Here is a 25,260-nt window from a genome sequence, read left to right as displayed (position 1 = left end):
ACTTCCCCTACTTCTTCGGGATCAGCGCCTTCAGCTTTTGCATGTCCTTGATGTTCATCTTCATGCCGCCAGGCATCATGATGTCGCCGGGCTTCTGATCGCTTTTGCAGGCGCCAATCCACTTGGCCTCGATCGTCGAGGTGCTGTCGCGCGGAGCGCCGCCCATGCCACCCTCGGTGTGCGAAGTCGATTTCACGGTGTAGGCGGAATTGAAATCGCCGTTGATCTCGGCCTTTGACGTGATCGTCATGCCGGCGACGCCGCAGACGGAATCGGTGACATAGCCGGTCGCCGTCTTCTGGATGTCCTGCTTCGCGCAGATCTCCTTGGCCACCGGCGACATGGCGGTGCTCATGTCCTTGTCCGTGGTCTCGTCCGTGCATTGCTGCATGGTCATCTCGGGCACTGTCCCGCCGCCCAGCACCTTCATCTCCCACAGTCCGGCCTTGCGCACCGGCAACTCCACGGCGATGGCGCCGCTGACCGGCAACAGGGCAAGCAGACCAACGGCCGAACAAGACACTAGAAGCAGTCGTCGCATGCGTAGGCTCCCGCTGAATTCTTGCACACGATATCGTGCGCGCGCGAAGTGAACACACGCCTCGCGTGGCAAAAACATGTCCAGCCGGAAAATCAGGAAGCGGACGCGCTCAGTAAAGCGTGCGCAGCGGCCGCTCGGCGGCGCCATAGGGCACCCAGCGGCAGGCAAAGGAAACGTAGCCGCCGTAATTGGGCTGCACGCCGAGGAATTTCACCACCTTGCCGTAGCGGGCGCAGTGGTCGACGGCGAGCTGGCGGGCATCGGCCTGCATCGCGAGCGGATAGGCGATGATGCCGCCGGTGTCATTGCCCTTGAATGCCGGCACCGTGTCGATGTCCAACCACTGCGCCTGCGCCGGCGCCCCCGCCAGCATCCCGCCCATGACTATCAGGCACATGGCAATCAGGCACGCGGCCACAATTCTTCGCATCGCAGACTCCATTTCGCTCGGAGCCCACCATAGTGTGCGCCGATGGCCGTGAAAAGAATGGTTGCAGCACGAGGCGGACTTGGCCGTCAGGTGTTGCCGCGCTGCACTTGACCTCGTCAGGGCTTCGCGGCACCGTTCATGCTTGGTTTACCGGCGGATTCCCCATGCGCAACCTGTTCAAATCCTTGAGAGCACTTGGCCCCAGAACTCTTGGCCTCAGAGCGCTTGGCCCCAGAGCACTTGGCCCCAGAGCACTTGGCCCCAGAGCACTTGGCCCCATGACGGCGGCGCTCGCCCTGCTGGCCTTCGGCCATGCCGCCCAGGCCGCCAACCCCTTGGAGCTGAATTTCGGGCTGTTCGGCCCGAAGTATGACGGTCGCGTCGCCGAATGCGAGCGGGCGCTGACGACGATCACGTCGCAGTTCCGGGAGAAGGAAGGCAAGTTCTGGAATTCGGCGCTGACCATCACCGCTTACGGCCGGATCCACGAAACCGCGTTTCGGCCCTGGCAGTCCGACAACATTCCGCGCCGTTATTGCAGCGGTGACGTGATGCTAAGCGACGGCAAGATGCGCACCGTGCACTACTCGATCATCGAGGATGGCGGTTTTGCCGGCTTTGGACAGGGCGTCGAATGGTGCGTGACCGGGCTTGACCGCAACTGGGCGTATAGCCCGGGCTGCCGGGCTGCCCGGCCCTGATTCCCTGATCAGCGCCGATTGGACAGCCCCGCGGCTGGCGCCTGCGATTATCTAATTTTGTTCTTGAAATGTTCTGGCTCCCTGCTAGGCTCCCGGTAATCGAGTAGAGGGGGCGTTCGATGCACCGATCCGTCGTTATTTCGCGGCTTCTGATTTCGCTGGCGCTTGTTGTCGTCTCCGCCGGAGTGGCGTCCGCGCAGGACCGCCGGCAGAACGCCCCGGGCGAGTTCGATTTTTACGTCCTGGCTCTTTCCTGGTCGCCCTCGTTCTGCGAGGCGGCGGCCGAGCGCGGCAATAGCGGGCGCGCGCAGGCCCAGTGCGAACGGCCTTATTCCTTCGTGGTCCACGGCCTGTGGCCGCAATATGAGCGCGGCTTTCCCGAATATTGCCAGCGGCCCTCGCCGCGGCTCGATCGCAACATCATGACCTCGATGCTGGACCTGATGCCGGCGCCCGGCCTGATCTTCAACGAGTGGGACAAGCACGGCACCTGTTCGGGCCTTGGCCCACGGGCCTATTTCGAGAGCATCCGCAAGGCGCGCGCGGCGGTGAAGATCCCCGAGGAATTCCTGCAATTGTCGGAGCAGAAGACCATCGCCCCCGGCGATCTCGAGGCGGCCTTCATCAAGGTCAACCCGGGCCTGAGCAGTGCGGCGATTTCGGTGACCTGCTCCGGCCGACGCCTGAGCGAGGTGCGGGTCTGCCTGAGCAAGGACATGCAATTCCGCGCCTGCGAGGAAACCGACCGCCGCGCCTGCCGCCGCGACGAAGTGGTGATGCCGCCGGTGCGGGGCGGCTGAAGATCCTCTTCCGCCATGCATGCCCCAGGCATGGCGGCCCGTCCCTGCGCAGACTGCCCAGAGTTGTCTGCGTTCCCGGTCATCCACGGCTTTATTGTCGTCTGCAAGGCACGTGGATGGCCGGGACCCTCCACGCCAAAGCGGCGTCAGGCGTGAATATCCCCGCTGCTATGATCGGCGAAGCTCAGTCGTGCCGATCCATTGCGGCCGTGATCGAAAACAAGGGAATCGTTCGAGCCCTTGAAGTTTACAGTGGTCCTGCCGTACTGCTGGGTGACGATAACATCATTCAGCGAATAACCACTGATCGAGAAATCAACGCTGCCGCTGCCGTTGTCGATACGAACGACATCGTTGCCGTCCCCCTTGGCAAAATTGATCGTGGAATTATCACCCGTTACCCAGATGTGATCGTCACCGGCGCCGCCCGTCACGGTCGAAGATCCACCGACCTGGATCACATCGTCGCCAGCGCCACCATCGACGACGGAATAATCATTGGTCCGCACGTGGTCGTCGCCGTCGCCGGCTGAGACAGTTGCATGTGAGTATGTGTGGACACTGTCGTTACCGGTACCGGCGTCGACAACCGCATGGTCATAGGCGTCGATGATATCGCTGCCCGCGCCGCCGCTCAGGTTGGCGTGGTCGTAGGCGTGGAGGCTGTCGTCGCCGGCGCCGCCATCAAGGGTGGAATTGTCGTAGGTCGTGAGTATGTCGTTTCCGTTACCACCCGAAACGTTCGAATACGCGTAGGTGCTGACGATATCGTCGCCCTCACCGCCGGTGGCCGTTGAATGATCGTACGTGCGGATATGATCATTCCCGGCGCCGCCATCCACGGTCGAATGACCATAGGTAAAGACGATATCGTCGCCCTCGCCGGCGACGACGTTGGCCTGGCCATTGGCAATGACCACATCGTCGCCCGCGCCGGCATCGATCGTGGCATTGCTGGCATCAACGTGGATGCTGTCGTCACTGGCTCCGGTGATAATCTCGAACAGATCCATGCCGCCCGACAACCCGTCGCTGGCATCGTCGCCGCGAAGCGCCGCCGACCCGCCGGTGCCAAAGGCATCGAGCTGTGCCTGCAGCTGATCGACGACGGATTGTTCTGCCGACGCCCGCGCCAGCAACATCTTGGCGTGGTACGAGATGCTGACCGTGGTGACCGAGGCATCCGGCGCCGATGACGATGTCCGGCTGTATACGCTTGCCGTGCTGCCCTTGGTGCCTGCATCCGCTGCCCCGGTGCCGGTCTGCGAAATCGACAAAGAGGTGTACGAGTAGGCGGCGGCAATCACACTCATGAGGCACTTCCTTCTTTCCCAGGAGCACTGGAATACCCATACACCCTTAAATAGAACGTTAGCGGATGGGCTGCCTCGTCAACTCGATATGTCATCCGCCGCTCGCGTCTTCGACGATATGGGTTACTTTCCGCGCTCCGATGTCGTAACCCCTCTCCCATGAACTACCGACACGCCTTTCACGCCGGCGGCTTTGCCGATGTCATCAAGCACATCGTGCTGGTCCGCATGTTGACCTATCTGCAGGAAAAGCAGGCTCCGTTTCGCGTCATCGACACCCATGCCGGCGCCGGGCGCTACGATCTCACAGGCGAAGAAGCGCGCCGCGGCGGCGAATGGCTGACCGGCATTGCGCGGGTGCTGCAGGCGCGGTTTTCGGAAAACACGCTGCCGCTGGTTGCCCCATATCTCGATATCGTCAGGGCATTCAACGCGCCGGGCAGGCTTGAGGCCTATCCCGGATCGCCGCTGATCGCCCGCGCGCTGCTGCGGCCGCAGGACCGTCTCACGGCCTGCGAAATCGAGCCCGGCTCCCGCAGGCAATTGATCGATGCGCTGCGCCGCGACAGCCAGGCCCGGGTGGTCGATCTCGACGGCTGGATGGCGTTGCCGGCCTTCGTGCCGCCCAACGAGCGGCGCGGCCTGGTGCTGATCGACCCCTCGTTCGAGCAAAAGGACGAATTCGAGCGGCTGGCCGACGGATTCGCCGAAGCCTATGCGAAATGGCCGACCGGCAGCTACCTGATCTGGTATCCGGTGAAGAGCCGGCGGACCACCGACACCCTGGCGCGGCTTGTCGCGGCCGCTGCCGCCACCAGCAAGCCGGCCGGAAAATGCCTGCGGCTCGAGTTTTCCGTTGCGCCCCAGGCGTCGGGCGGTCCCCTCGCCTCCACCGGGCTCCTGATCGTCAATCCGCCGTGGACGCTGGCGGGCGAACTGAAGACAATTCTGCCCGAACTCGAAAAACCGCTCGGCCAGGGCGGAGCCGGCCGTTTCAGGCTCGAGACGCCCAAACCCTGAAGGGGTACTACCTCTGAAAAGTGCGATTGAGCCGTAGGCAATTTACGCGAAACCGTATTATGCTCAGGCGGTTTTGGGACTGGCTTTACGTTCCGCTTCCGCGAATGGTTGCGGCGGAGTGATCAAGGCCGAATAAAATCCAGGTCGGTCGGCAGCATTAACCCGATCGGCTCAGGTGGCCAAGCTTCCGGCAGCGAATGTCCGGTCGGCCGATACGCGAGGTGTGCGTAGCGGCAGAGCAATACGGGGGAGGAGTTTCCCGATGGCCATGACTGGAACAGTCAAGTTCTTCAATGGAGAACGCGGCTACGGCTTCATCAAGCCCGATGATGGCGGACGCGATGTGTTCGTGCACATTACCGCCGTCGAACGGGCCGGATTGAAGGATTTGACGGAAGGACAGCGCATTACGTTCGAGGTCGAACCGGACAAGAAGGGCAAAGGCCCCAAGGCGGTCAACCTGGTAATTTCGTCGTGAACTGATGCTCGCGTTGGACGCGGACTGAATTTTTGGCTGTGAAGATGCGCTGGGCGCGGCATCGCTGCCGAGAGCGTTGAGGCGCGTGGCGTCCGCGCGCGTAACCCCGGCCTGAAGACAAAAAAATCCCGGCGACTTGCTGCCGCCGGGAGGTGATATCAGACGGTTTCTTTGTTCTCAGAAGCGATAGTTCAAGCCGGCCCGGATCAAGCCGAACCGGTAACCGTTCGACGCGCCTGTAATGACGAAGTTGCTGTTGGCGAGATCGACATAGAGATATTCGACCTTGGCGCTCCAGCTCGGGGCGAAGCCCATCTCGGCGCCGGCGCCGAGCGTCCAGCCCGCATTGGTATGGGATTCCGACAGGCCGAAGGTGGTGGCGCGCAGTTCGCCGAAGGCGATACCGCCCGTGCCGAAGAGCAGCACGTTGTTGAGCGTGTAACCGGCGCGGCCGCGAACCGTGCCGAACCAGGGATTGGAAAATTTCCACGGGGCAAATGTTTCTTCTGCGCCGGTCGCCTGGATGTCGGCTTCGAGACCGAACACCCACTGCCCGTTCTGCCAATTATAGCCGGCCTGGACGCCGCCGACGAAACCGGACGGCTTGGCCGGGTTGTTTGCGACCGAACCCCAGGCATAGCCGATGTTGGCGCCGAGATAGGGACCGGCCCAGCTATCGGGACGGTACAGCGTCTGGGTGGCTGTCAAGGGCGCGCCCGATCCGTAGAGGTCGGCCGCCCGTGCCGACATGGTCCAGCCCGCAGCGATCAGCGCCAGCGCGCCCCACGCAAACCTGCTCATTCACGCCACTCCACGCAACTGCCGCGACCACGCCCGGCGAGAGACCGGCCTGGTTACGGAACTCCACTTTTTTCCAGTAAGATTTATCGAGAGCTTTAAGTTAAAGGGTTGTTAAGCCGGGTTTACCGCCCGCTCATCATTCTTAATAATGCGTTACCGGCGCTCCTTCCCGGCAAGATGCGCCGCGGCGCTGGCGATGCTGCCTTGCAGCGCCTAATTTACCCCCATGGATCACGATTCTACCGACCATCCGGAGCCCCCGCGGAAAGAGCGCCGGGGTTCCCAGCCGGATCTGCCGCCGCAGGACCTGATCGCCGCTGACGTCGATCCCGCGACATCCGCCGCCGAGGAGGACGACGAGGCGCGCCTGCCGGAGGCCCCCGAGGAATCGGCCGAGGCGATTGCCGAGGGCCCGCTGGCGGTCGGCCACGCGGCCATCGAAAACGCGGTGCGGCTGGCGCCGACCTCACCCGGGGTCTACCGCATGCTCAATGCCGGAAGCGACGTGCTGTACGTCGGCAAGGCGAAGAACGTCCGCAAGCGGCTGTCGTCCTACGCCCGCGTCAATGCCCCGCTGCCGGCGCGCATCCTGCGCATGATCGCCGCGACCGTAACGGTCGAGATCGTTTCCACCACGACCGAGACCGAAGCGCTGCTGCTGGAAGCCAATTTGATCAAGCAGCTGCGGCCGCGCTTCAACGTGCAACTGCGCGACGACAAGTCGTTTCCCTACATCCTGATATCAGGCGACCACTGGGCGCCGCAGATACTCAAACATCGCGGCGCCCAAACCAGGCCCGGGCGATATTTCGGGCCGTTCGCATCCGCCGGCGCCGTCAACCGCACCATCACGGCGCTGCAGCGCGCCTTCCTGATCCGCTCCTGCACCGATGGCTTTTTCGAAAGCCGCACCCGGCCGTGCCTGCTCTATCAGATCCGCCGCTGCTCGGGCCCCTGCACCCGCGAGATCGACTTCCCCGGCTATAGCGAGCTGGTGCGCGAGGCGACCGATTTCCTGTCCGGCCGCAGCCATGCGGTGAAGGAGCTGCTCGCCGGCGAGATGGAGAAGGCATCCAACGAGCTCGAGTTCGAGACCGCGGCGCTGTATCGCGATCGCCTCGCCGCGCTGTCGGCGATCCAGTCGCAGCAGGGCATCAATCCGCGCACGGTGGAAGAAGCCGACGTGTTCGCCATCCATCAGGAAGGCGGCTATTCCTGCGTGGAAGTGTTCTTCTTCCGCACCGGCCAGAACTGGGGCAACCGCGCCTATTTTCCGCGCGCGGAGAAGTCGTTCACGCCGGAGGAAGTGCTGGCCTCGTTCCTCGCGCAATTCTACGACGACAAGCCGCCGCCAAAACTCATCCTGCTGTCGCATGAGATCGAGGAGTCAGCATTACTTGCCGACGCCCTTTGCGTGAAGGCCGGATACAAGGTCGAAGTCTCGATGCCGAAGCGCGGCGAGAAAAAGGAATTGGTCACGCATGCGCTGACCAACGCGCGCGAGGCGCTTGGCCGCAAGCTCGCCGATACGGCGACGCAGAGCCGGCTGCTGGAGGGGATGGCCACCACGCTCGCACTGCCGCAGGTGCCGAAGCGCATCGAGGTCTACGACAACAGCCATATCCAGGGTACCAATGCCGTCGGCGCGATGATCGTGGCGGGCCCGGATGGCTTTATCAAAAACCAGTACCGCAAGTTCAACATCAAGTCCGAGGGACTGACGCCTGGCGACGACTACGCGATGATGCGTGAGGTGCTGGAACGGCGCTTCAAGCGGCTGCTGAAACCGCCGGAGGGCGATGCCGTCAAGGCCAAGGCCGACGATGATTCGTTTCCGCAATGGCCCGACCTCGTCATCATCGACGGCGGCCGCGGCCAGCTCAACGCCGTCAGGGAGATTTTCGAGGGTCTCGGACTTACCCAGGTCTCGCTGATGGCCGTTGCAAAAGGCCCGGACCGCGATGCCGGGCGCGAAACCCTGTTCATGCCGGGCCGCGAAGCCATCAAGCTCGAACCGCGCGATCCCGTGCTGTATTTCATCCAGCGGCTGCGCGACGAGGCGCATCGCTTTGTGATCGGCTCGCACCGCAAGCTGCGGAAGAAAGACATCCGGGAAGCCGGCCTGCAGGAAATCCCGGGCATCGGCCCGTCACGCAAACGTGCCTTGCTGCATCACTTCGGAACGCTGAAGGAGATCGAGCGGGCATCGATCACGGACCTCGGCAAGGTTCCGGGCGTCAGCGCCGAAAGCGCCCGCAAGATTTTCGAGTTTTTCCATGCACAGCCGGGTTAAGGGATTTCGAGTCGAAGGCTTGTCATTTGGGCGTCGCCTGCGACAGATGATCCAGGTCCGCACGGTTGACCTTCACGCTCCAGCGGTATTGGTAAGACGGATGAACATCGCAACAACCAGGGGACAGGGCAAAACCCTGTCCATACCGAATATCCTGACTTACGCCCGTATTGCCGCCATTCCGGTGGTGGTCGGCTGCGTTTTCGCCCAGTCCATCCTGGACGGCCCGCTGTGGCTGCGCTGGGTGGCCCTGGCTGTGTTTATTGCCGCCGCGGTGACCGACTACCTCGATGGCTACTATGCGCGAATCTGGGACCAGCAATCCGCTTTTGGCCGCATGCTCGACCCGATCGCCGACAAGCTGCTGGTGGCGTCCTGCCTCTTGATGCTGGCAGCCGACAGCAGCATCCATGGCTGGACGCTGTGGGCTGCCATCGTGATCCTGTGCCGCGAAATCCTGGTCTCAGGCTTGAGGGAATATCTGGCGGCACTGCGGGTCAGCGTGCCCGTGACCAAGCTCGCAAAATGGAAGACCACGATCCAGCTGGTCGCGATCGGCTTCCTGATCGCTGGCGAAGCCGGCGAGCAGCTTTTGGCCGCGACGACCCTGATCGGAATCGCGCTACTGTGGATGTCGGCCATCTTCACCATCTACACCGGCTGGGATTATTTCCGCGCCGGCATCCATCACCTCATCAAGGAGGATGAGGGATGAAGGTGAAATATTTCGCCTGGGTACGCGAGCGGGTCGGCGTCGCGGAGGAAACCGTCGAGCCGCCGGCCGATGTGCGCACGGTGGACGATTTGATCGGCTGGCTGTCCGGCCGCGGCGAGGCTTACGCCTACGCCTTCGAAAAGCCGAAGGTGATCCGCGCCGCGATCGACCACGCCCATGTCAAGCCGGACGCTGCGATCGCTGGCGCCCGCGAGATTGCATTCTTCCCGCCGATGACCGGCGGTTGAACCCACCCGATGTCCGTCACCGCGACCATCCGCATTCAGCAAGCCGATTTCGACGTCGCGCAGGAGATCGCGGCGCTGAGCAAAGGCCGCACCGATGTCGGCGCCGTCGTCTCGTTCAGCGGCATCTGTCGCGGCAGCGAGAACGGCGAGCCGATCGCCGCGCTGACGCTCGAGCATTATCCCGGCATGGCGGAGGCCGAGATCGGGCGCCACGCCGACGAGGCGCTGTCGCGCTGGCCGTTGCAGGGCCTCACCATCATTCACCGGTTCGGCCGCATCGCGCCGGGCGAGAACATCGTGCTGGTGGTGACGGCGTCGGCGCATCGCCAGGCAGCATTCGAGGCGGCGGAATTCCTGATGGACTACCTCAAGACCAACGCGCCGTTCTGGAAGCGCGAGGAAAGCGAAAAAGGCACGAGTTGGGTCGAGGCGCACGACCATGACGATGCCGCCGCCGCGCGCTGGACCAAATCCTGATGGCCAAGCGCGCAAAACCGGCGGCGATGCGCAGCGCTGGCTCATCGAAATTTCCCAAGGTCGGCGCGGGCGAATTGCTGACACTGCTCGATTTCGTCCGATATGCCGTCAGCCGCTTCGTCGAAGCCAGGCTGGTATTCGCGCACGGCACCACCGATCCGGTGGCGGAAGCCGCCTTCCTGGTCTGCGAGGCGCTGCATCTGCACCCCGACCAGTTCGAGGCATTCGCCACCGCGCGCATCACCGCCGCCGAAGGCCGAAAGATCCTCGATCTGATCGCGCGCCGCGTCACCACGCGAAAACCCACGGCCTACCTCGTCAACAAGATCTACATGCGCGGCCTGCCGTTCTATGTCGACGAGCGCACCATCGTGCCGCGCTCGTTCATCGGCGAATTGCTGGAGCAGCATTTCGGCGGCGACGGCGATGAGGAGGCCGGCTCGCTGATCTCGGACCCGGGCGCGGTGGAAAGCGTGCTCGACCTCTGCACCGGCTCGGGCTGCCTTGCCATCCTGGCCAGCCGGAATTTTCCGAATGCGGAAATCGACGCGGTGGATATTTCAAAGGATGCGCTCGAAGTCGCCGCGCGCAATGTCCGGGACTACGGGCTGGAGAACAGGCTCACGCTGTACCGTGGCGATCTGTTCAAGCCGCTGGACGACAAGCGCTACGACCTGATCATTTCCAATCCGCCCTATGTCGATGCGGAAGGCCTGGCCGGCCTGCCGCGCGAGTGCCGCGCCGAGCCGAAGCTTGCCTTCGATGGCGGCGCCGACGGGCTCGACATTGTCAGGCGCATCCTCGACGAGGCAGAAGCGCACCTGACGCCGCAGGGCGGGCTGTTATGCGAGATCGGCCGATGCCGCCCGCAGCTCGAAGCCGCCTATCCCCAACTGCCGCTGCTCTGGCTCGATACCGAGGATTCCGAGGGCGAGGTGTTCTGGATCGCCGCCGCCGATCTTTGATCCGGCATATTGCGCGGAAATATCACGGCCTGTTGGCGTTCCCGTCTTCCGGCGAAGCTGATAACTTGGCGGCAGCCCGCACCCCAAACCGAAAAGAGGCCGCCCATGCTGGACAAGAGCCCCCGTCCCACCCCCGTCGCGGTTCCGAACGACCTCGCCGCGCACTGGATGCCGTTCACCGCGAACCGGGCGTTCAAGAAGAACCCGCGGCTGCTCGCCGGCGCCAAGGACATGCATTACTTCACCGTCGACGGCCGCAAGATCATCGACGGCGCCTCCGGAATGTGGTGCACCAATGCCGGCCACGGCCGCACCCAGATTTCGTCGGCGATCGCCAAGCAGGCCGAGGCGCTGGACTATGCGCCGCCGTTCCAGTTCGGCATCCCGCAGGCCTTCGAACTTGCCAGCCGCATCGCGGAGCTGGCGCCCGCAGGCCTCGACCACGTGTTCTTCTGCAATTCCGGCTCGGAGGCAGCTGACACCGCGCTCAAGATCGCGCTCGCCTATCACCAGATCAACGGCCAGGGCAGCCGCATCCGCCTGATCGGCCGTGAGCGCGGCTATCACGGCGTCGGTTTTGGCGGCACCTCCGTCGGCGGCATCGTCGGCAATCGCAAGATGTTCGGCTCGCTGCTGACCGGCGTCGACCATTTGCCGGCGACCTATGACCGCGAGAAGCAAGCCTTCAGCAAGGGCGAACCCGACTATGGCGCGCATTTCGCCGACGAGCTCGAACGCATCGTCAACCTCCATGGCGCCAACACCGTCGCGGCCGTGATCGTCGAGCCGATGGCGGGGTCAACCGGCGTGCTGCCGGCGCCGAAGGACTATCTCAAGCGGCTGCGCGAGATCACCCAGAAGCACGGCATCCTCCTGATCTTCGACGAGGTCATCACCGGCTTTGGCCGGCTCGGCTTCGCCTTTGCCGCCGAACGCTATGGCGTGGTGCCCGACATGCTGACCTTCGCCAAGGGCATCACCAATGGCGCGGCGCCGATGGGCGGCGTATTGGTGCGCGACACCATTCACGACGCCTTCATGAACGGCCCGGAACATGCGGTCGAACTGGCCCATGGCTACACCTACTCGGCCCATCCGCTGGCCTGCGCGGCGGGTCTCGCCACGCTCGACATCTACCGCGACGAAAAGCTGTTCGAGCGCGCGCATGGGCTCGAGCCGAAATTCGCCGACGCGGTGATGTCGCTGCGGAACGAGCCCGGCGTCGTGGATATCCGCACTGTCGGCCTCACCGCCGGCATCGATCTCGCGCCGGCCGCAGACGCGCCGGGCAAGCGCGGCTTCGCCGGGCTCAACAGCGCCTTCCACGACAATGATTTGATGCTGCGGATTGCCGGCGACACGCTGTGCCTGACCCCGCCCCTGATCATCACCGAAGACCAGATCGGCGAGATCATCGAAAAGGTCACCAAGGTGATCCGCGCGACGGCGTAACCATCGCTCTCGTGCCCCGGCCTTGCGCCGGGGCCCACCTCACGGGCCACGGCTCCCGATGCGCAATTGCGCATAAGGGCAGGGACACGCGACTGACCGGCGCTGCATTTCCGGTTCCGGCAAAGAACACTAGCTCTGCGAATCAACATTGATGCTAAGGTTGCTGCGCTTAGGGCGGGCAATATCGGAACGTGTCTGAAACATCCGTGTTTTCCCGGGGTGAGGACAGTTCAGACCTGAGGGCGCAGCGCGCAACATGATTCGCATTTCGACCATTTTCATCGCCATCTGCATGGTGCTGGTTGCAGCCTCCCTCGGCCTCGTCCTGCATGCGGTGGCCGGCTTCAGCGGCACCGACTCCGCGATTGTGGCGCTCACCGCGCTGACCTTCCTGATCCTCTACAACGCCGTGTCGATGCGGTTGCGCGACCGCTCCGACGTCGGCGGCCAGATCGCCGATCTTTCCCGCGGCACCGCCGACCTCGCCCGCCAGGTCGCCGAATTCGGCCGCCGGCTCGCCGCGGTCGAGGGCCGGATGGTGTCGGCGAACTCTGCAGGCTCCGACCGCATCCAGGCCGTCCTCGGCGAGATCAACGAGCTCGGCGGACTGGTCAAGCAACTGGCCATCTCGGTGGCGAGCCATGAGGATCTGCTGGCCTCGGGCGCGGCCGCGCCCCCCGCCCCGTCGGGCAGGCCGCATTCCGAACCGCAGGTAGAGCCGGCAATCACCCCCGAGCCAGCGGCGCCTGCCGCCAGGCCCGCGCCGGTTGCTGCTGCAAAGCCGGCGCCTTCAGCGGAAGCCACCCCGCCCTCGCGCAACCAGCCACAGCTGCTTGCCGCGGTGAAAAACGCCGTCGAGGAAAGCAGGCTCGATATCTACCTGCAGCCGATGGTGACGCTGCCGCAGCGCAAGGTGCGCTTCTACGAGGCGGTGACGCGGCTGCGCGACGACAAGGACCAGATTCTCGTCGCCGACGATTTCATCCCCACCGCCGAAGCCGGCGGGCTGATCGGCAGGATCGATCACATGGTGATGTTGCGCTGTATCCAGGTGCTGCGGCGCCTGATGGTGCGCAACAAGGACGTCGGCGTGTTCTGCAACGTCTCGGCGGCGACGCTCGGCAACCCCGTCAATTTCGCGCAATGCCTCGACTTCCTCGAGGCCAATCGGGCGCTGGCGCCGTCCTTCGTGCTCGAATTCAAGCAGGCGGCGTTCCGCCACCTCGGCCCGACCGAAATCGAGAATCTCGCCGCGCTGTCGCAGCGCGGGTACCGCTTCTCGATCGATCACGTCACCGACTTGCGGATCGAGCCACGCGACCTCGCCGACCGTGGCGTCCGTTTCATCAAGGTGCCGGCGGCATTGCTGCTCGATCCCAAGCAGAGCTCGACCTCGGACATCCACCCTTCCGACCTATCCGACCTGCTCGGCCGCTTCGGCATCGACCTGATCGCCGAGAAGATCGAGGGCGAGCGCGCGGTGGTGGACCTGCTCGACTATGACGTGCGGTTTGGGCAGGGCTTCCTGTTTGCGCCGCCGCGGCCGTTGCGGCCCGAGGGGGCATCTGCTACCGGCGGGGCGACAGCGAACAAGGAATCCGGCACTCCCAATGGCTCCAGCAACACCGTTCCCATCGCCGGCCCGGCCGCAGAGTCCCCGATGCGGGCGACCGGCAATGCCGCGCTGGCGCGCCGCGCCGCGGGACCCGGCTAACAGGCTTCCAAACTCATGACCTCATTGCATTTTGCGGAGAGGCTGAGCGACCTCGTGGACGGCGTGGAGGTCATCCTCTCCGACATCTGGGGCGTGGTGCATAACGGGCTCGAGTCCTTTCCCGAAGCCTGCGAGGCGCTGCACACCTACCGCCAGCGCGGCGGCACCGTCATCCTGATCACCAACGCGCCGCGGCCGGCCGATTCCGTGCAGCGCCAGTTGCGCAAGCTCGGCGTCGCCGACGAAACCTACGACGCCATCGTCAGTTCCGGCGACCTGACCCGGAATTTCGTCGCCGACCATCCCGGCAAGAAGATGTTCTGGATCGGTCCGGATCGGGATTCGTCGATCCATCGCGGGCTCGATGCCGTGATGGCGCCGCTGGAGCAGGCCGACTACATCGTCTGCACCGGCCTGTTCGACGACGAAACCGAATCGGCGGAAGACTATCGCGCGATGATGCTGCTGGCGCGCGAACACAAGCTTCCGCTGGTCTGCGCCAACCCCGACATCGTCGTCGAACGCGGCGACCGCCTGATCTATTGCGCGGGCGCGATCGCCGAGCTCTATCGCGAACTGGGCGGCGAGGTGATCTTCTACGGCAAGCCGCATCGGCCGATCTATGAACGCGCCATGGCGCTCGCCGCCGAACGCCGCGGCCAGCCGACCCCGCTCGATCGCGTGCTGGCGATCGGAGATTCGGTGCGGACCGATCTCACCGGCGCGCTCGGTTTCGGAATCGATTGTCTTTTCCTGACCCGCGGCATCCATTCCGAGGAATTCGAGGGCATCGACCAGCTCGACCCGGCCTCGGTGAAAGAGCTGTTCGGACATCCACCCCGCGCGCTGATGCGCGAGCTGCGGTGGTAGGTGCATCGCTGCACCGGACTCAAAATTGCGAAAACAACCCCATGCAAAGTAGGAATGGACCTTACATCATCCGAAAACGCAAGACCTGGTAGGGCGTGGACTCATGAGAGCGCAGCATGCCCGGGATTGGGCCGGGCATCACGAGAATTGGAGCGAGCTGGAGACCAGGCGCCTTACGCCGTCGCCATGTCCGGGAAGACCGCCTCGATCTTGGTCTTCAGCGTCGCCGCGTTGAACGGCTTGACGATGTAATTGTTCACGCCGGCCTTCTTGGCGGCGATCACGTTCTCGGTCTTGGATTCCGCCGTGATCATGATGAAGGGCGTGGTGGCGAGGTTGGGGTCGGCGCGGACTTCCTTGAGCAGGTCGTAGCCGGTCATCGGCTCCATGTTCCAGTCGGAGATCACGAGCCCGTATTTCTTGCCGCGCATCTTGTTCAGTGCCGCCGAGCCGTCGCTGGCATCGTCGATGTTGTCGAAGCCGAGCTGCTTCAGAAGATTTCGGATGATGCGGATCATGGTGCTGTAGTCATCAACCACCAGAACCGGCATGGACAAATCAACCGCCATCTTTTCCCCCACTCAACGCTTACGCCACAAATAATCGGCAGGCCTGCGCGACCCGCAGTCCTTCCCCCACCACTAGCAGCAGGCGTTAAACAGCCCGTTAATCGGGAAAAGGCGGATTGAGGCCGTTTTGATACGACCGCGCCCGCTTGACTTCGAAGGCAGCGCCGCGTCACGGTCCGGCCGCGTCCCGACCCAAGAATCCCTGAAGAATCCCTGAAGAATCCGTGCAGAATCCCTGAAATGACAACTGGTTTTACCGTTATCCGAGACAACACCCCTGCCGCCAAGATCCCCCGCGGGGCCGTGGTCGCCATGGGCAATTTCGACGGCGTCCATCTGGGCCACCGGGCCGTGATCGACGCCGCTTTGCGGATGGGCCGCGCCCATGGCAGGCCGACATTTGCCGTCACCTTCGAGCCGCATCCGCGCAGCTTTTTCAGCCCGAACAGCCCGCAATTCCGCCTGTCCGACGAGGCCAACAAGCTGCGGCTGCTGGCCGGGACCGGGCTCGACGGCGCGGTCGTGATGACCTTCGACAAGACCCGCGCCGGAACCTCGGCGCAAGATTTCATTCACCATGACCTGATTGGACGCCTCGGCGTCAGCGGCATTGCAGTCGGCTATGACTTTCATTTCGGCAAGGGCCGCTCCGGCTCGCCGAGCCTCCTGGTCAGCGAGGGGCCGCGGCTCGGCATCGAGGTCGACGTCCAGGCCCATGTCGATATCGAGGAGCGTCCGGTGTCCTCCAGCGCGATCCGCATGGCGCTGGCCGAGGGCCAGATCGACGAAGCCACCGCCATGCTGGGCGGGCCATGGTTCGTGAGCGGCGAGGTGATCCATGGCGAGAAGCGCGGCCGCGATCTCGGCTACCCGACAGCCAATATCCGCCTCGACAAGAATTGCAGCCTCAAGCACGGCATCTATGCGGTGCGGGTCGGCCGCGGCCAGGGAAAGGATCAAGCGCGCTTCGATGCGGTCGCGAGCTTCGGCCGACGCCCGACTTTTGATAACGGCGCACCGCTCCTGGAAGTGTTCCTGTTCGACTTCAAGGGCGACCTTTATGACACCGTGCTCGACGTCGCCTTCATCAGCTTCATCCGTGACGAACTTAAGTTCGACTCAATCGACGCGCTGATCAGGCAAATGGACGACGACAGCGCCCGGGCCCGCGCGGCCCTGGCCGCCGCGCCCGACGCGTTTCCGAAGCTTGGAGTCATCGGCTGAGCAAGACCGAAAAACAAAAAATGCTGGCCGGCGAACTCTATCGCCCCGGCGACCCGGAACTGCAGGCGGATGCCGCTGCCAACAAGGCTTGGCTCGCGCGCTACAATGCGGCCATGGCCGCGCCTGTGGCGGAGCGCCACGGGCTGCTGTCGACCCATTTCGGCCGTGTCGGCACCGGTGCCGTGATCCGTCCGCCGTTCTTTTGCGACTATGGCTACAACATCCGGCTCGGCGACGAAGTCTTTCTCAATTTCAACTGCGTCATCCTCGACGTCGTCGAAGTTGTTATCGGCGACCGCACCCAGATCGGGCCCGCGACGCAAATCTATGCCGCCGACCACCCGCGCGACGCCGAGACGCGGCGGACCGGCCTTGAATTCGGCCGCCCGGTGCGGATCGGTAGCGACGTCTGGATCGGCGGCGGCGCCATCATCCTGCCCGGCGTCACGATCGGCGACGGCGCTGTCATCGGCGCCGGCAGCATGGTCACGCGCGATGTCGGCGCGGGCATCACAGTTGCTGGAAACCCGGCCCGGCCGCGGCAGGCCTGACGGGACGACCGCCCCCGGCCTTTGCGCTTCTCCCTTCTGGCTGCTATGGAAAGCCCCCATGTTTGCGCGGCGCACCATCAGCATTAGCGGCCCGGCTTCCGCTTGAGCGTTTTGCTCGGCGCAAGACCGGGATTTTCCTGTTCATCCGCTATTCCCCGCGTTTCAGCGCCGTCTTCGAGCCAAACCAGAGCGTTCATGTCCCAAAATCCGCAAAAGTCCGAAGCTGCCGACTATTCCAAAACCTTGTTCCTGCCGCAGACGGAATTCCCGATGCGCGCCGGCCTGCCGCAGCGCGAGCCGGAAATCCTCAAATACTGGAACGAGATCGACCTCTACGAAAAGCTGCGAAAGGACGCCGCCGGCCGCGCCAAATTCGTGCTGCATGACGGCCCGCCCTACGCCAACGGCAACATCCATATCGGCCACGCCCTCAACAAGATCCTCAAGGACGTCGTCACCAAAAGCCAGCAGATGCTCGGCTTCGATTCCAACTACGTGCCGGGCTGGGACTGTCACGGCCTGCCGATCGAGTGGAAGATCGAGGAAGAGAACTACCGCTCCAGGGGCAAGCCGAAGCCGGACTTCCGCGACTCCACCGCGATGGTGGCGTTCCGGAAAGAGTGCCGCGCCTATGCGACGCACTGGCTCAACGTCCAGCGCGAGGAATTCAAGCGGCTCGGCATCATCGGCGACTGGGCTCATCCCTACGCCACCATGAGCTATCCGGCCGAAGCCCAGATCGCGCGCGAGCTGATGAAGTTCGCCGCCAACGGCACGCTCTATCGCGGCTCCAAGCCCGTGATGTGGAGCGTGGTCGAGAAAACCGCGCTGGCCGAAGCCGAGGTCGAATACGAGGACTACACCTCCGACATGGTGTGGGTGAAGTTTCCGGTCACCTCGCCGGCGCATGGCGTGCTGGCCGAGGCTTCCGTCGTGATCTGGACCACGACCCCGTGGACGCTGCCCGGCAACCGCGCCATCTCGTTCTCGCCGAAGATCGCCTACGGTCTTTACAAGGTCACCGATGCGCCATCAGACAATTGGGCAAAGACCGGCGATCTCCTGATCCTCGCGGATGCGCTCGCAGAAGAAGTATTCAAACAGGCGCGTGTCACCGCCTATGAGAAGGTGCGCGACCTGCCGGGCGACACGCTCGATGCGGTGGAATGCGCTCACCCGCTACGAGGTTTCGCCGGCGGATATGAATTCACGGTGCCGCTAATCGCCGGCGACCACGTCACCGACGACACCGGCACCGGCTTCGTCCATACCGCACCGGGTCACGGCCGCGAGGACTTCGATGCCTGGATCGCGAACGTGCGCGAGCTGGAGGCCCGCGGCATCCACCCCGTGATCCCCTACACGGTCGACGAGAACGGCGCCTATACCGATCATGCGCCGGGCTTTGAGGGCAAGCGCGTCATCAACGACAAGGGCGAGAAGGGCGACGCCAACGAGGCCGTCATCAAGGCGCTGGTAGAGGCCGGCAAGCTGCTGGCGCGCGGCCGGCTCAAGCATCAATATCCGCATTCCTGGCGCTCGAAGAAGCCGGTGATCTTCCGCAACACGCCGCAATGGTTCATTGCGATGGACAAGGACATCGCCGAAGGCGGCAAGACTAGATCGGGCGACACGCTGCGCGCCCGCGCGCTGCATGCGATCTCGGTGACGCAATGGGTGCCTCCGGCCGGACAAAACCGCATCAACGGCATGATCGCAGGCCGGCCGGACTGGGTGATCTCGCGCCAGCGCGCCTGGGGCGTGCCGATCGCCGTGTTCGTGCGCGAGAACGGCGACGGCTCCGCCGAGATCCTGCAGGACGAGATCGTCAATCAGCGCATTGTCGAAGCCTTCACGGAGGAAGGCGCCGACGCCTGGTACATGGACGGCGCGCGCGAGCGCTTTCTGGGGTCGCGATCAACTGAGGACTGGAAGAAGGTCGACGATATCTGCGACGTCTGGTTCGATTCCGGCTCCACCCACGCCTTCGTGCTGGAAGACCGCCAGAATTTCCCAACGCTTGGCAACATCGTCCGCAAGATCGACGGCGGCGATGATACGGTCATGTATCTCGAAGGCAGCGACCAGCATCGCGGCTGGTTTCATTCCTCGCTGCTGGAAAGCGCCGGCACCCGCGGCCGCGCGCCGTATGACGTGGTGCTCACCCACGGCTTCACGCTGGACGAGAACGGCCGCAAGATGTCGAAGTCGCTCGGCAACACCGTCGAGCCGCAGAAGGTGATGAAGGATTCGGGCGCGGATATCCTCCGCCTCTGGGTCTGCGCCACCGACTATGCCGACGACCAGCGCATCGGCCCCGAGATCCTCAAGAACACCATCGAGACCTACCGCAAGCTGCGCAACTCGATCCGCTGGATGCTCGGCACGCTGCATCATTTCGATCCGGCCGACGCGGTCGCGCACGCCGACATGCCCGAGCTGGAACGCTTGATGCTGCACGAGCTGGCGAAACGCGCTTCCATCGTGCGCCAGGCCTATGCCGAGTTCGACTACAAGACGGTGGTCGCGACGCTTGCGGCGTTCATGAACACCGAATTGTCGGCGTTCTATTTCGATATCCGCAAGGACGCGCTGTATTGCGATCCGCCGTCCTCGGTCACGCGCAAGGCGGCGCTGACCGCCATCGACATCATCTGCGATGCGATCCTGCGCTGGCTGGCGCCGGTGCTCAGCTTCACCTGCGAGGAGGCTTGGCGGATGTACCGGCCGAATGCGGAAGCCTCGGTGCACCTGACGCTGTTCCCGGAAGGCTTCGACCAATTCCGCGACGACGCACTCGCCGCGAAGTGGGAAACCATCCGCGACGTCAGGCGCGTGGTCACCGGTGCGCTCGAGCTCGAACGCGCCGCCAAGAACATCGGCTCCTCGCTCGAGGCTTCGCCCTTGGTCTATGTGTCGGACAAGAACATCTTCAACACGCTGTTCGACGTCGACCTCGCCGAAGTCTGCATCACCTCGAACGCGATGGCGACCAACGACGACGCGCCGGCCGGCGCGTTCACCCTCGCCGACGTACCCGGTGTCGCCGTCGTGGTCGAAAAGGCCGTGGGCACCAAATGCGCCCGGTCGTGGAAGATCCTGCCGACCGTCGGTGAAGACGCCGAGTATCCCGACGTCTCCCCGCGCGATGCGCAGGCCTTGCGCGAGTGGAAGGCGCTTGCCGAAGGCGAGAAGCCGGTTGAAGCCGTCGAAGCGCCCGCCGAGCCTGTCGGATTGATCGATACGCAACCCGTCGAGCAAGCGCAGGTATTAAAGGAAACGCCTGAGCAAGCCGGTTCGGAAAACGTCACGGCTGCTAAGCCCGACAAGAAAGTCAGGGCCAGGAAGACTTCGGAAAGCTCGGAGGCTGAGGAAGCCAAACGACCGGTCAAAACCAAACAGGTCGCCAAGGTCGCCGCAGCCAAGAAGACTGTCGAAGCCGAGAAGGCCATTGAAGCCGAAGCCAGGAAACCCAATACCAAAAAGCCCAATGCCAAAAAGGCCAAAGCCAACAAGGCCAAGACTAAGAAAGCCGCGGTAGAGAAAGCCGTAGCCAGGAAAGCCAAGGCCAAGAAGGCTGCCAAATCTAAAAAGACCGCTTCGGCAGCGAAGGGGGCCAAGAAGGCGGCCACAAAGATGGCTGCCAAGAAGGCAAAGAAGAAAAAGACGACCAGGAAGCCGGCAAAGAAGCCGCCGGCGACCAGGTCAAAAAAGAAGAAAAAGAAGGCCAGATAAGTGTCCGGCAAGGAACGCCCCGTGACCCCTCACCTCCGCGCCGGCGCCCTTGCCGCGATCGCGACGCTGGTGATCGATCAGGCCTCAAAGCTCTGGCTGCTCTACACATTCGACCTTGCCCGGCGCGGCGTGGTCAGGGTCACGCCGTTCTTCGACCTGGTGCTGGCCTGGAACGTCGGGATCAGTTTTGGCTGGTTCCAGACCGACAACCAGCTCGCCCAGGTCGCGCTGATAGCGGTCAAGGCGATCGCCGTGATCGTGCTGGGGATCTGGATGGCGCGCTCCAGCACGCTGCTGGCGACGCTGGCGCTCGGTCTGATCATCGGCGGCGCGGTCGGCAACGGCATCGACCGCTTCCTCTATGGCGCGGTGGTCGATTTCGCCCTGTTCCATATCGAGATCGGGGAAAAAACCTTCAATTGGTACGTGTTTAACCTGGCGGATGTGGCCATTGTTGCCGGGGTAGCGGGCCTATTGTATGACTCGTTCCTGGGGGTACCCGCCGCAAAAGCGCCCTGATCCCAGCCGATACGAACCCCTGCGGTATGGAGCCATCACGCCCCTTAAGCCGGCCCCCGCGTGTTGCAGAAATTGTGAATGGGAACAGCGCGATGCGCGAGACCGAAGCCCGCTTTTGGATGCTGCAGACCAGCTCGCTGAGCCGGGCCCTGCGGTTTGCTGCCATTGCCCTCGGCGTTGGCCTCGTGATGGCCGCCGGACCGTTGCGCGCGGCTGATGACGAGGACGAGGACGACAAGACCTTCGAGGAAAAGATCATCGAAGGCATCATGCGCGGCATCGGCGGCACCAACATGGAAAACCGCGGCATCGAGTACCGCGAGCGTTCCCCGCTGGTGGTTCCCCCCAAGCTCGATTTGCCGCCGCCGGCTGGGACCGCGGCCGAAGTGAAGGCGCCGAACTGGCCAAAGGATCCCGACGAGCAGCGCCGCAAGGCAGCGATCGCGGCGCGCAAGAAAGAGAACAAGGACCCGCGCGAAGCGGCCCGCATCCTGACACCGGCCGAACTCGCGGTGGGCAAGACCGCGGCGCCCTCGCGCAAGGACAACGATCCGGTGCAACCCGGCACCTCGAACAACAATCCAATCCTGAGCCCTTCGCAGCTCGGCTATAGCGGCGGCTTCAGTGGCCTGTTCGGCGGCAACAAGACCGAGACGGCCCCGTTCAAGGAAGAGCCGACGCGGGATTCGCTGACCCAGCCTCCGCCCGGCTACCAGACGCCGTCGCCGAATTATGCCTACGGCACCGGGCCGAAGGAATCGCTCAACAAGGAATACAACCCGGCCAAGGGCAAGTATGGCGATTAGTTAAGTATGGCGATTAGTTAAGCTGATCTCTCGCCTTCGTGACGATTGCTGGTGCCGGCGCGGTGTACGATGCCGCGGCTTGATCCCGAACGGTTTTGTCGGGTTACTTCTAACGTTTGCGCGAATTCCTGTCGCAGGACCGGTCACCAGCTTTGCGGCATGCGCGCCAGATAGGTCATGATGTCCTCACACCGTTTTGCCGCCGCTCTCGTTGCAGCCTTCATCTCGACGTTCGCTTTCTCTGCCGGCAGCACATTCGCCCAGACCACGGTCACGTCGGAGCGTCCCGCCAGCTTCACCCTCGACAACGGCCTGCAGGTGGTCGTGATCCCGGATCACCGCACCCCCGTCGTCACGCAGATGATCTGGTACAAGGTAGGCTCCGCCGACGAGACGCCGGGCAAATCGGGACTGGCGCACTTCCTCGAACATCTGATGTTCAAGGGCACGGCCAAACACCCCGCCGGTGAATTCTCCCAGACCGTGCTGCGGATCGGCGGCAACGAAAACGCCTTCACCTCACTCGACTACACCGGCTATTTCCAGCGCGTGCCGCGCGAGCAGCTGGCGAAAATGATGGAGTTCGAGGCCGACCGCATGACCGGCCTCATCCTCAAGGATGAGAATGTACTTCCCGAGCGCGACGTCGTGCTGGAAGAGTTCAACATGCGCGTCGCCAACAATCCGGACGCGCGGCTGACCGAGCAGATCATGGCGGCGCTGTATCTCAACCATCCCTATGGCCGGCCGATCATCGGCTGGCGCCAGGAGATCGAGAAGCTCGACCGCGAGGATGCGCTGGCGTTCTACAAGCGTTTCTACGCGCCGAACAACGCGATCCTGGTGATCGCGGGCGATGTCGACGCCAAGGAAGTCCGCCCGATGGTGGAAAAGGCCTATGGCGGCATTCCGGCGCAGCCCGCGATATCAGCGCATCGCGTCCGTCCGCAGGAGCCGGTGCCTGCCGCGCCGCGCACGGTGACGCTGTCCGATCCGCGCGTCGAGCAGACCAGCCTGCGGCGCTATTATCTCGTCCCCTCCTCCACGACGGCTGCAGCCGGCGAAGGCCCCGCGCTCGACGTGCTGGCACAATTGATGGGCGGCGGCTCCAACTCCTATCTCTACCGCGCGCTGGTGATCGACCGTCCGCTCGCGATCAGCGCCGGCGCCGGGTACCAGGGCACTTCGCTGGATCCCTCGCAGTTCTCGATCTCGGTTTCGCCAAAGCCCGGCGTCGAGTTTTCGCAAGTAGAGCAGGCGATCGACGGCGTGATTGCCGACGTCATCCAGAATCCCGCCCGCGCCGAGGATCTCGAGAGGGTCAAGACCCAGTTGATTGCGGAAGCGATCTACGCCCAGGACAATCAGGCCACGCTGGCGCGCTGGTATGGCGGCGCGCTGACCACGGGGCTTTCGATCGACGACATCAGGAGCTGGCCGGACCGGATTCGCGCCGTCACTGCCGAACAGGTGCGCGACGCCGCGCAGAAATGGCTCGACAACAAACGCTCGGTGACCGGCTACCTGATCAAGGATGCCGCGCCGAAACGCGAGGAGAAGCGCTCGTGATCCGTTTTTCGATTGGCGCGCAGCGCCTCGCATCCGGCCTGATCGCCGGCGCCGTGCTGGTGTTGCTGGCGGCGACGCCGTCGCACGCCGCGGCAAAGATCCAGCGGCTGGTCTCGCCTGGCGGCATCGAGGCGTGGTTCGTGCAGGACGCCACCGTGCCCCTGATCGCGATGGAATATGCCTTCGGCGGCGGCGCGCCGCCCAGGACCCATCAGGCAAGTCCGGCGTCGGCAACATGGTCGCCGGCCTGCTCGACGAGGGCTCCGGCGATCTCGATTCCAAAACCTTTCACGAGCGCCTCGAGCGCCGCGCTATCGAACTGAGCTTCTCGTCGACCCGGGATTATTTCCGCGGCTCGCTGCGCATGCTCAAGGACAACAAGGACGAGGCCTTTGGCCTCCTGCATCTGGCGCTGACCTCGCCGCATTTCGACGCCACCGACGTCGAGCGCATTCGCGCGCAGGTGCTCTCCGGGCTGCGGCGCGACACCACCAACCCGACCTCGCTGGCGAGCCGCAAATTCCTTGAAGTGGCCTTCGGCGATCATCCCTATGGCAGGCAGGCCAACGGCACGCTCGACAGCGTGCCGAAGATCGACGTCGCCGACATGAAGGATTACGTCCGCCGCATCATCGCCAAGGATAACTTGCGCATCGCCGTGGTCGGCGATGTCGACGCCGACACGCTCGGCAAGCTGCTGGACCAGACATTCGGCGGACTGCCGGCCAAGGCCAGCCTGACGCAGATCGCCGAGGTCGAGGCCACCAAGCCGCCGCAGCGCGCGTTTGTGCCGCTCGACGTGCCGCAGACCGTGGTGACGTTCGGCGGCCCCGGCATTCGCCGGCACGATCCGGATTTCATGGCCGCCTATGTCGTGAACCACATCCTGGGCGGCGGCGGATTGTCGTCGCGGCTCTACAAGGAGGTGCGCGAAAAGCGCGGCCTCGCCTATTCGGTCTATGAATCGCTGCTCTGGATGGATCGCTCCGCGCTCTTCATCGGCAACACCGGCACCCGCGCCGACCGCGCCGGCGAAACCGTCGACGCCATCGAGAAGGAAATCCGCCGCATCGCCGAGGAAGGCCCGACCCAGAAGGAGCTGGACGAGGCCAAGTCCTACCTGAAGGGCTCGCAGATGCTGGCGCTCGATACCTCCTCCAAGCTCGCGCAGGCGCTGCTGCAGTACCAGCTCGACAAGCTGCCGATCGACTACATCGAAAAGCGCAACGCCCTCGTCGACGCCGTGACGCTCGACGATGCCAAAAAGGCCGCGCAGAAGCTGTGGGGCCAGGGCCTGCTGACCGTCATCGTCGGCCGCGCCCCGCAGGCCGCCGCCCAGCCGGTGGTGGCGCCGCCAAAGGCGAACTGACGCATTTTCTCCGTCATGGCCGGGCCTAGCCGTCCGAAGGACGGCGTCGCTTCCGCTCGCCTGTGCCCGGCCATCCACGTCTTTCATGATGCTGTGCTAT

General features: G+C 63.9%; 22 protein-coding genes and 2 pseudogenes. 19 read left to right on the top strand and 5 right to left on the bottom strand.

Going from position 1 to position 25,260, the window contains the following annotated elements; translation table 11 throughout:
* Positions 1-7: 7 nt before the first annotated feature.
* Positions 8-541 carry a DUF3617 domain-containing protein gene (locus tag V1293_RS30355; protein ID WP_334514718.1) on the bottom strand — a complete coding sequence of 178 codons (534 nt, stop codon included), beginning with the start codon at positions 539-541 and terminating at the stop codon, positions 8-10.
* A gap of 109 nt (positions 542-650) precedes the next feature.
* Positions 651-971, bottom strand: coding sequence for a hypothetical protein (locus V1293_RS30350; RefSeq protein ID WP_334514717.1), 321 nt, complete (start codon positions 969-971; stop codon positions 651-653).
* A gap of 278 nt (positions 972-1,249) precedes the next feature.
* Between V1293_RS30350 and V1293_RS30345 the strand changes: the two genes are divergently transcribed.
* Positions 1,250-1,672: a hypothetical protein gene (locus tag V1293_RS30345; protein ID WP_334514715.1), complete on the top strand. Its 423-nt coding sequence runs from the start codon at positions 1,250-1,252 to the stop codon at positions 1,670-1,672.
* Positions 1,673-1,791: 119 nt separating this feature from the next.
* Positions 1,792-2,472 (top strand): ribonuclease T2, encoded by a 681-nt coding sequence (locus tag V1293_RS30340; protein ID WP_334514714.1) that lies wholly within the window; start codon positions 1,792-1,794, stop codon positions 2,470-2,472.
* 146 nt (positions 2,473-2,618) lie between these two features.
* On the opposite strand, the gene V1293_RS30335 is transcribed toward V1293_RS30340, so the two are convergent.
* Positions 2,619-3,785 carry a calcium-binding protein gene (locus tag V1293_RS30335; protein ID WP_334514712.1) on the bottom strand — a complete coding sequence of 389 codons (1,167 nt, stop codon included), beginning with the start codon at positions 3,783-3,785 and terminating at the stop codon, positions 2,619-2,621.
* Between the two features lie 159 nt (positions 3,786-3,944).
* On the opposite strand from V1293_RS30335, the gene V1293_RS30330 reads away from it, so the two are divergent.
* Positions 3,945-4,805, top strand: a complete 861-nt coding sequence (locus V1293_RS30330) for a 23S rRNA (adenine(2030)-N(6))-methyltransferase RlmJ (protein ID WP_334514710.1) — start codon at positions 3,945-3,947, stop codon at positions 4,803-4,805.
* A gap of 262 nt (positions 4,806-5,067) precedes the next feature.
* Positions 5,068-5,283, top strand: a complete 216-nt coding sequence (locus V1293_RS30325; RefSeq protein ID WP_028350729.1) for a cold-shock protein — start codon at positions 5,068-5,070, stop codon at positions 5,281-5,283.
* A 177-nt stretch (positions 5,284-5,460) separates the two neighbouring features.
* On the opposite strand, the gene V1293_RS30320 is transcribed toward V1293_RS30325, so the two are convergent.
* Positions 5,461-6,084 (bottom strand): outer membrane protein, encoded by a 624-nt coding sequence (locus V1293_RS30320; RefSeq protein ID WP_334514708.1) that lies wholly within the window; start codon positions 6,082-6,084, stop codon positions 5,461-5,463.
* 226 nt (positions 6,085-6,310) lie between these two features.
* Between V1293_RS30320 and uvrC the strand changes: the two genes are divergently transcribed.
* From uvrC to V1293_RS30280, 8 genes are all read left to right on the top strand, one after another.
* Entirely contained in the window at positions 6,311-8,377 is a 2,067-nt protein-coding gene (gene uvrC / locus V1293_RS30315; protein ID WP_334514706.1) for an excinuclease ABC subunit UvrC, read from the top strand.
* A 100-nt stretch (positions 8,378-8,477) separates the two neighbouring features.
* On the top strand, positions 8,478-9,092 hold the full coding sequence (gene pgsA, locus V1293_RS30310; protein WP_334514704.1) for a CDP-diacylglycerol--glycerol-3-phosphate 3-phosphatidyltransferase: 615 nt from the start codon (positions 8,478-8,480) through the stop codon (positions 9,090-9,092).
* A complete protein-coding gene (moaD, locus tag V1293_RS30305; protein WP_334514702.1) occupies positions 9,089-9,340 on the top strand; it encodes a molybdopterin converting factor subunit 1 in 252 nt (83 codons plus the stop codon). The genes pgsA and moaD overlap by 4 nt, the downstream gene beginning before the upstream one ends.
* Before the next feature lie 9 nt (positions 9,341-9,349).
* Positions 9,350-9,817 carry a molybdenum cofactor biosynthesis protein MoaE gene (locus V1293_RS30300; RefSeq protein WP_334514701.1) on the top strand — a complete coding sequence of 156 codons (468 nt, stop codon included), beginning with the start codon at positions 9,350-9,352 and terminating at the stop codon, positions 9,815-9,817.
* Positions 9,817-10,782: a 50S ribosomal protein L3 N(5)-glutamine methyltransferase gene (gene prmB / locus V1293_RS30295; protein ID WP_334514699.1), complete on the top strand. Its 966-nt coding sequence runs from the start codon at positions 9,817-9,819 to the stop codon at positions 10,780-10,782. Before V1293_RS30300 ends, prmB begins: the two co-directional genes overlap by 1 nt.
* A gap of 105 nt (positions 10,783-10,887) precedes the next feature.
* Entirely contained in the window at positions 10,888-12,234 is a 1,347-nt protein-coding gene (locus V1293_RS30290) for an aspartate aminotransferase family protein (protein ID WP_334514697.1), read from the top strand.
* Positions 12,235-12,490: 256 nt separating this feature from the next.
* Positions 12,491-13,948, top strand: a complete 1,458-nt coding sequence (locus V1293_RS30285) for an EAL domain-containing protein (RefSeq protein ID WP_334514695.1) — start codon at positions 12,491-12,493, stop codon at positions 13,946-13,948.
* A 15-nt stretch (positions 13,949-13,963) separates the two neighbouring features.
* The gene (locus V1293_RS30280; protein ID WP_334514693.1) at positions 13,964-14,818 is read left to right on the top strand and encodes a TIGR01459 family HAD-type hydrolase; all 855 of its coding nucleotides are present in this window, start codon (positions 13,964-13,966) and stop codon (positions 14,816-14,818) included.
* Positions 14,819-14,991: 173 nt separating this feature from the next.
* Here V1293_RS30280 and V1293_RS30275 read toward each other — a convergent pair whose 3' ends face one another.
* The gene (locus V1293_RS30275) at positions 14,992-15,387 is read right to left on the bottom strand and encodes a response regulator (protein WP_057835874.1); all 396 of its coding nucleotides are present in this window, start codon (positions 15,385-15,387) and stop codon (positions 14,992-14,994) included.
* 240 nt (positions 15,388-15,627) lie between these two features.
* Between V1293_RS30275 and V1293_RS30270 the strand changes: the two genes are divergently transcribed.
* The 7 genes and pseudogenes from V1293_RS30270 (at position 15,628) to V1293_RS30240 (ending at position 25,160) form a co-directional block, all read left to right on the top strand.
* Complete coding sequence (locus tag V1293_RS30270; protein WP_334514691.1) at positions 15,628-16,611, top strand: bifunctional riboflavin kinase/FAD synthetase; 984 nt, start codon at positions 15,628-15,630, stop codon at positions 16,609-16,611.
* Positions 16,608-17,162 carry a sugar O-acetyltransferase gene (locus tag V1293_RS30265; RefSeq protein ID WP_334516980.1) on the top strand — a complete coding sequence of 185 codons (555 nt, stop codon included), beginning with the start codon at positions 16,608-16,610 and terminating at the stop codon, positions 17,160-17,162. The genes V1293_RS30270 and V1293_RS30265 overlap by 4 nt, the downstream gene beginning before the upstream one ends.
* Positions 17,163-17,357: 195 nt before the next feature.
* Positions 17,358-20,342, top strand: a pseudogene (ileS, locus tag V1293_RS30260) (isoleucine--tRNA ligase); the annotation flags it as partial.
* 576 nt (positions 20,343-20,918) lie between these two features.
* On the top strand, positions 20,919-21,416 hold the full coding sequence (gene lspA / locus V1293_RS30255; RefSeq protein WP_334514688.1) for a signal peptidase II: 498 nt from the start codon (positions 20,919-20,921) through the stop codon (positions 21,414-21,416).
* 92 nt (positions 21,417-21,508) lie between these two features.
* On the top strand, positions 21,509-22,222 hold the full coding sequence (locus tag V1293_RS30250) for a hypothetical protein (RefSeq protein ID WP_334514686.1): 714 nt from the start codon (positions 21,509-21,511) through the stop codon (positions 22,220-22,222).
* Between the two features lie 177 nt (positions 22,223-22,399).
* Entirely contained in the window at positions 22,400-23,791 is a 1,392-nt protein-coding gene (locus V1293_RS30245) for a M16 family metallopeptidase (protein WP_442894302.1), read from the top strand.
* Positions 23,713-25,160, top strand: a pseudogene (locus tag V1293_RS30240) (M16 family metallopeptidase). Before V1293_RS30245 ends, V1293_RS30240 begins: the two are co-directional and overlap by 79 nt.
* Positions 25,161-25,260 lie beyond the last annotated feature (100 nt).

This window comes from Bradyrhizobium sp. AZCC 1693 (assembly GCF_036924745.1).
Taxonomy (GTDB): Bacteria; Pseudomonadota; Alphaproteobacteria; order Rhizobiales; family Xanthobacteraceae; genus Bradyrhizobium.
This window is presented reverse-complemented; position numbering and strand designations above follow the sequence as displayed.

Coding starts and splice junctions, on each gene's coding strand:
- V1293_RS30355 (WP_334514718.1), bottom strand. CDS start 541: ATGCGACGACTGCTTCTAGTGTCTTGTTCGGCCGTTGGTCTGCTTGCC.
- V1293_RS30350 (WP_334514717.1), bottom strand. CDS start 971: ATGCGAAGAATTGTGGCCGCGTGCCTGATTGCCATGTGCCTGATAGTC.
- V1293_RS30345 (WP_334514715.1), top strand. CDS start 1,250: ATGACGGCGGCGCTCGCCCTGCTGGCCTTCGGCCATGCCGCCCAGGCC.
- V1293_RS30340 (WP_334514714.1), top strand. CDS start 1,792: ATGCACCGATCCGTCGTTATTTCGCGGCTTCTGATTTCGCTGGCGCTT.
- V1293_RS30335 (WP_334514712.1), bottom strand. CDS start 3,785: ATGAGTGTGATTGCCGCCGCCTACTCGTACACCTCTTTGTCGATTTCG.
- V1293_RS30330 (WP_334514710.1), top strand. CDS start 3,945: ATGAACTACCGACACGCCTTTCACGCCGGCGGCTTTGCCGATGTCATC.
- V1293_RS30325 (WP_028350729.1), top strand. CDS start 5,068: ATGGCCATGACTGGAACAGTCAAGTTCTTCAATGGAGAACGCGGCTAC.
- V1293_RS30320 (WP_334514708.1), bottom strand. CDS start 6,084: ATGAGCAGGTTTGCGTGGGGCGCGCTGGCGCTGATCGCTGCGGGCTGG.
- uvrC (WP_334514706.1), top strand. CDS start 6,311: ATGGATCACGATTCTACCGACCATCCGGAGCCCCCGCGGAAAGAGCGC.
- pgsA (WP_334514704.1), top strand. CDS start 8,478: ATGAACATCGCAACAACCAGGGGACAGGGCAAAACCCTGTCCATACCG.
- moaD (WP_334514702.1), top strand. CDS start 9,089: ATGAAGGTGAAATATTTCGCCTGGGTACGCGAGCGGGTCGGCGTCGCG.
- V1293_RS30300 (WP_334514701.1), top strand. CDS start 9,350: ATGTCCGTCACCGCGACCATCCGCATTCAGCAAGCCGATTTCGACGTC.
- prmB (WP_334514699.1), top strand. CDS start 9,817: ATGGCCAAGCGCGCAAAACCGGCGGCGATGCGCAGCGCTGGCTCATCG.
- V1293_RS30290 (WP_334514697.1), top strand. CDS start 10,888: ATGCTGGACAAGAGCCCCCGTCCCACCCCCGTCGCGGTTCCGAACGAC.
- V1293_RS30285 (WP_334514695.1), top strand. CDS start 12,491: ATGATTCGCATTTCGACCATTTTCATCGCCATCTGCATGGTGCTGGTT.
- V1293_RS30280 (WP_334514693.1), top strand. CDS start 13,964: ATGACCTCATTGCATTTTGCGGAGAGGCTGAGCGACCTCGTGGACGGC.
- V1293_RS30275 (WP_057835874.1), bottom strand. CDS start 15,387: ATGGCGGTTGATTTGTCCATGCCGGTTCTGGTGGTTGATGACTACAGC.
- V1293_RS30270 (WP_334514691.1), top strand. CDS start 15,628: ATGACAACTGGTTTTACCGTTATCCGAGACAACACCCCTGCCGCCAAG.
- V1293_RS30250 (WP_334514686.1), top strand. CDS start 21,509: ATGCGCGAGACCGAAGCCCGCTTTTGGATGCTGCAGACCAGCTCGCTG.
- V1293_RS30245 (WP_442894302.1), top strand. CDS start 22,400: ATGATGTCCTCACACCGTTTTGCCGCCGCTCTCGTTGCAGCCTTCATC.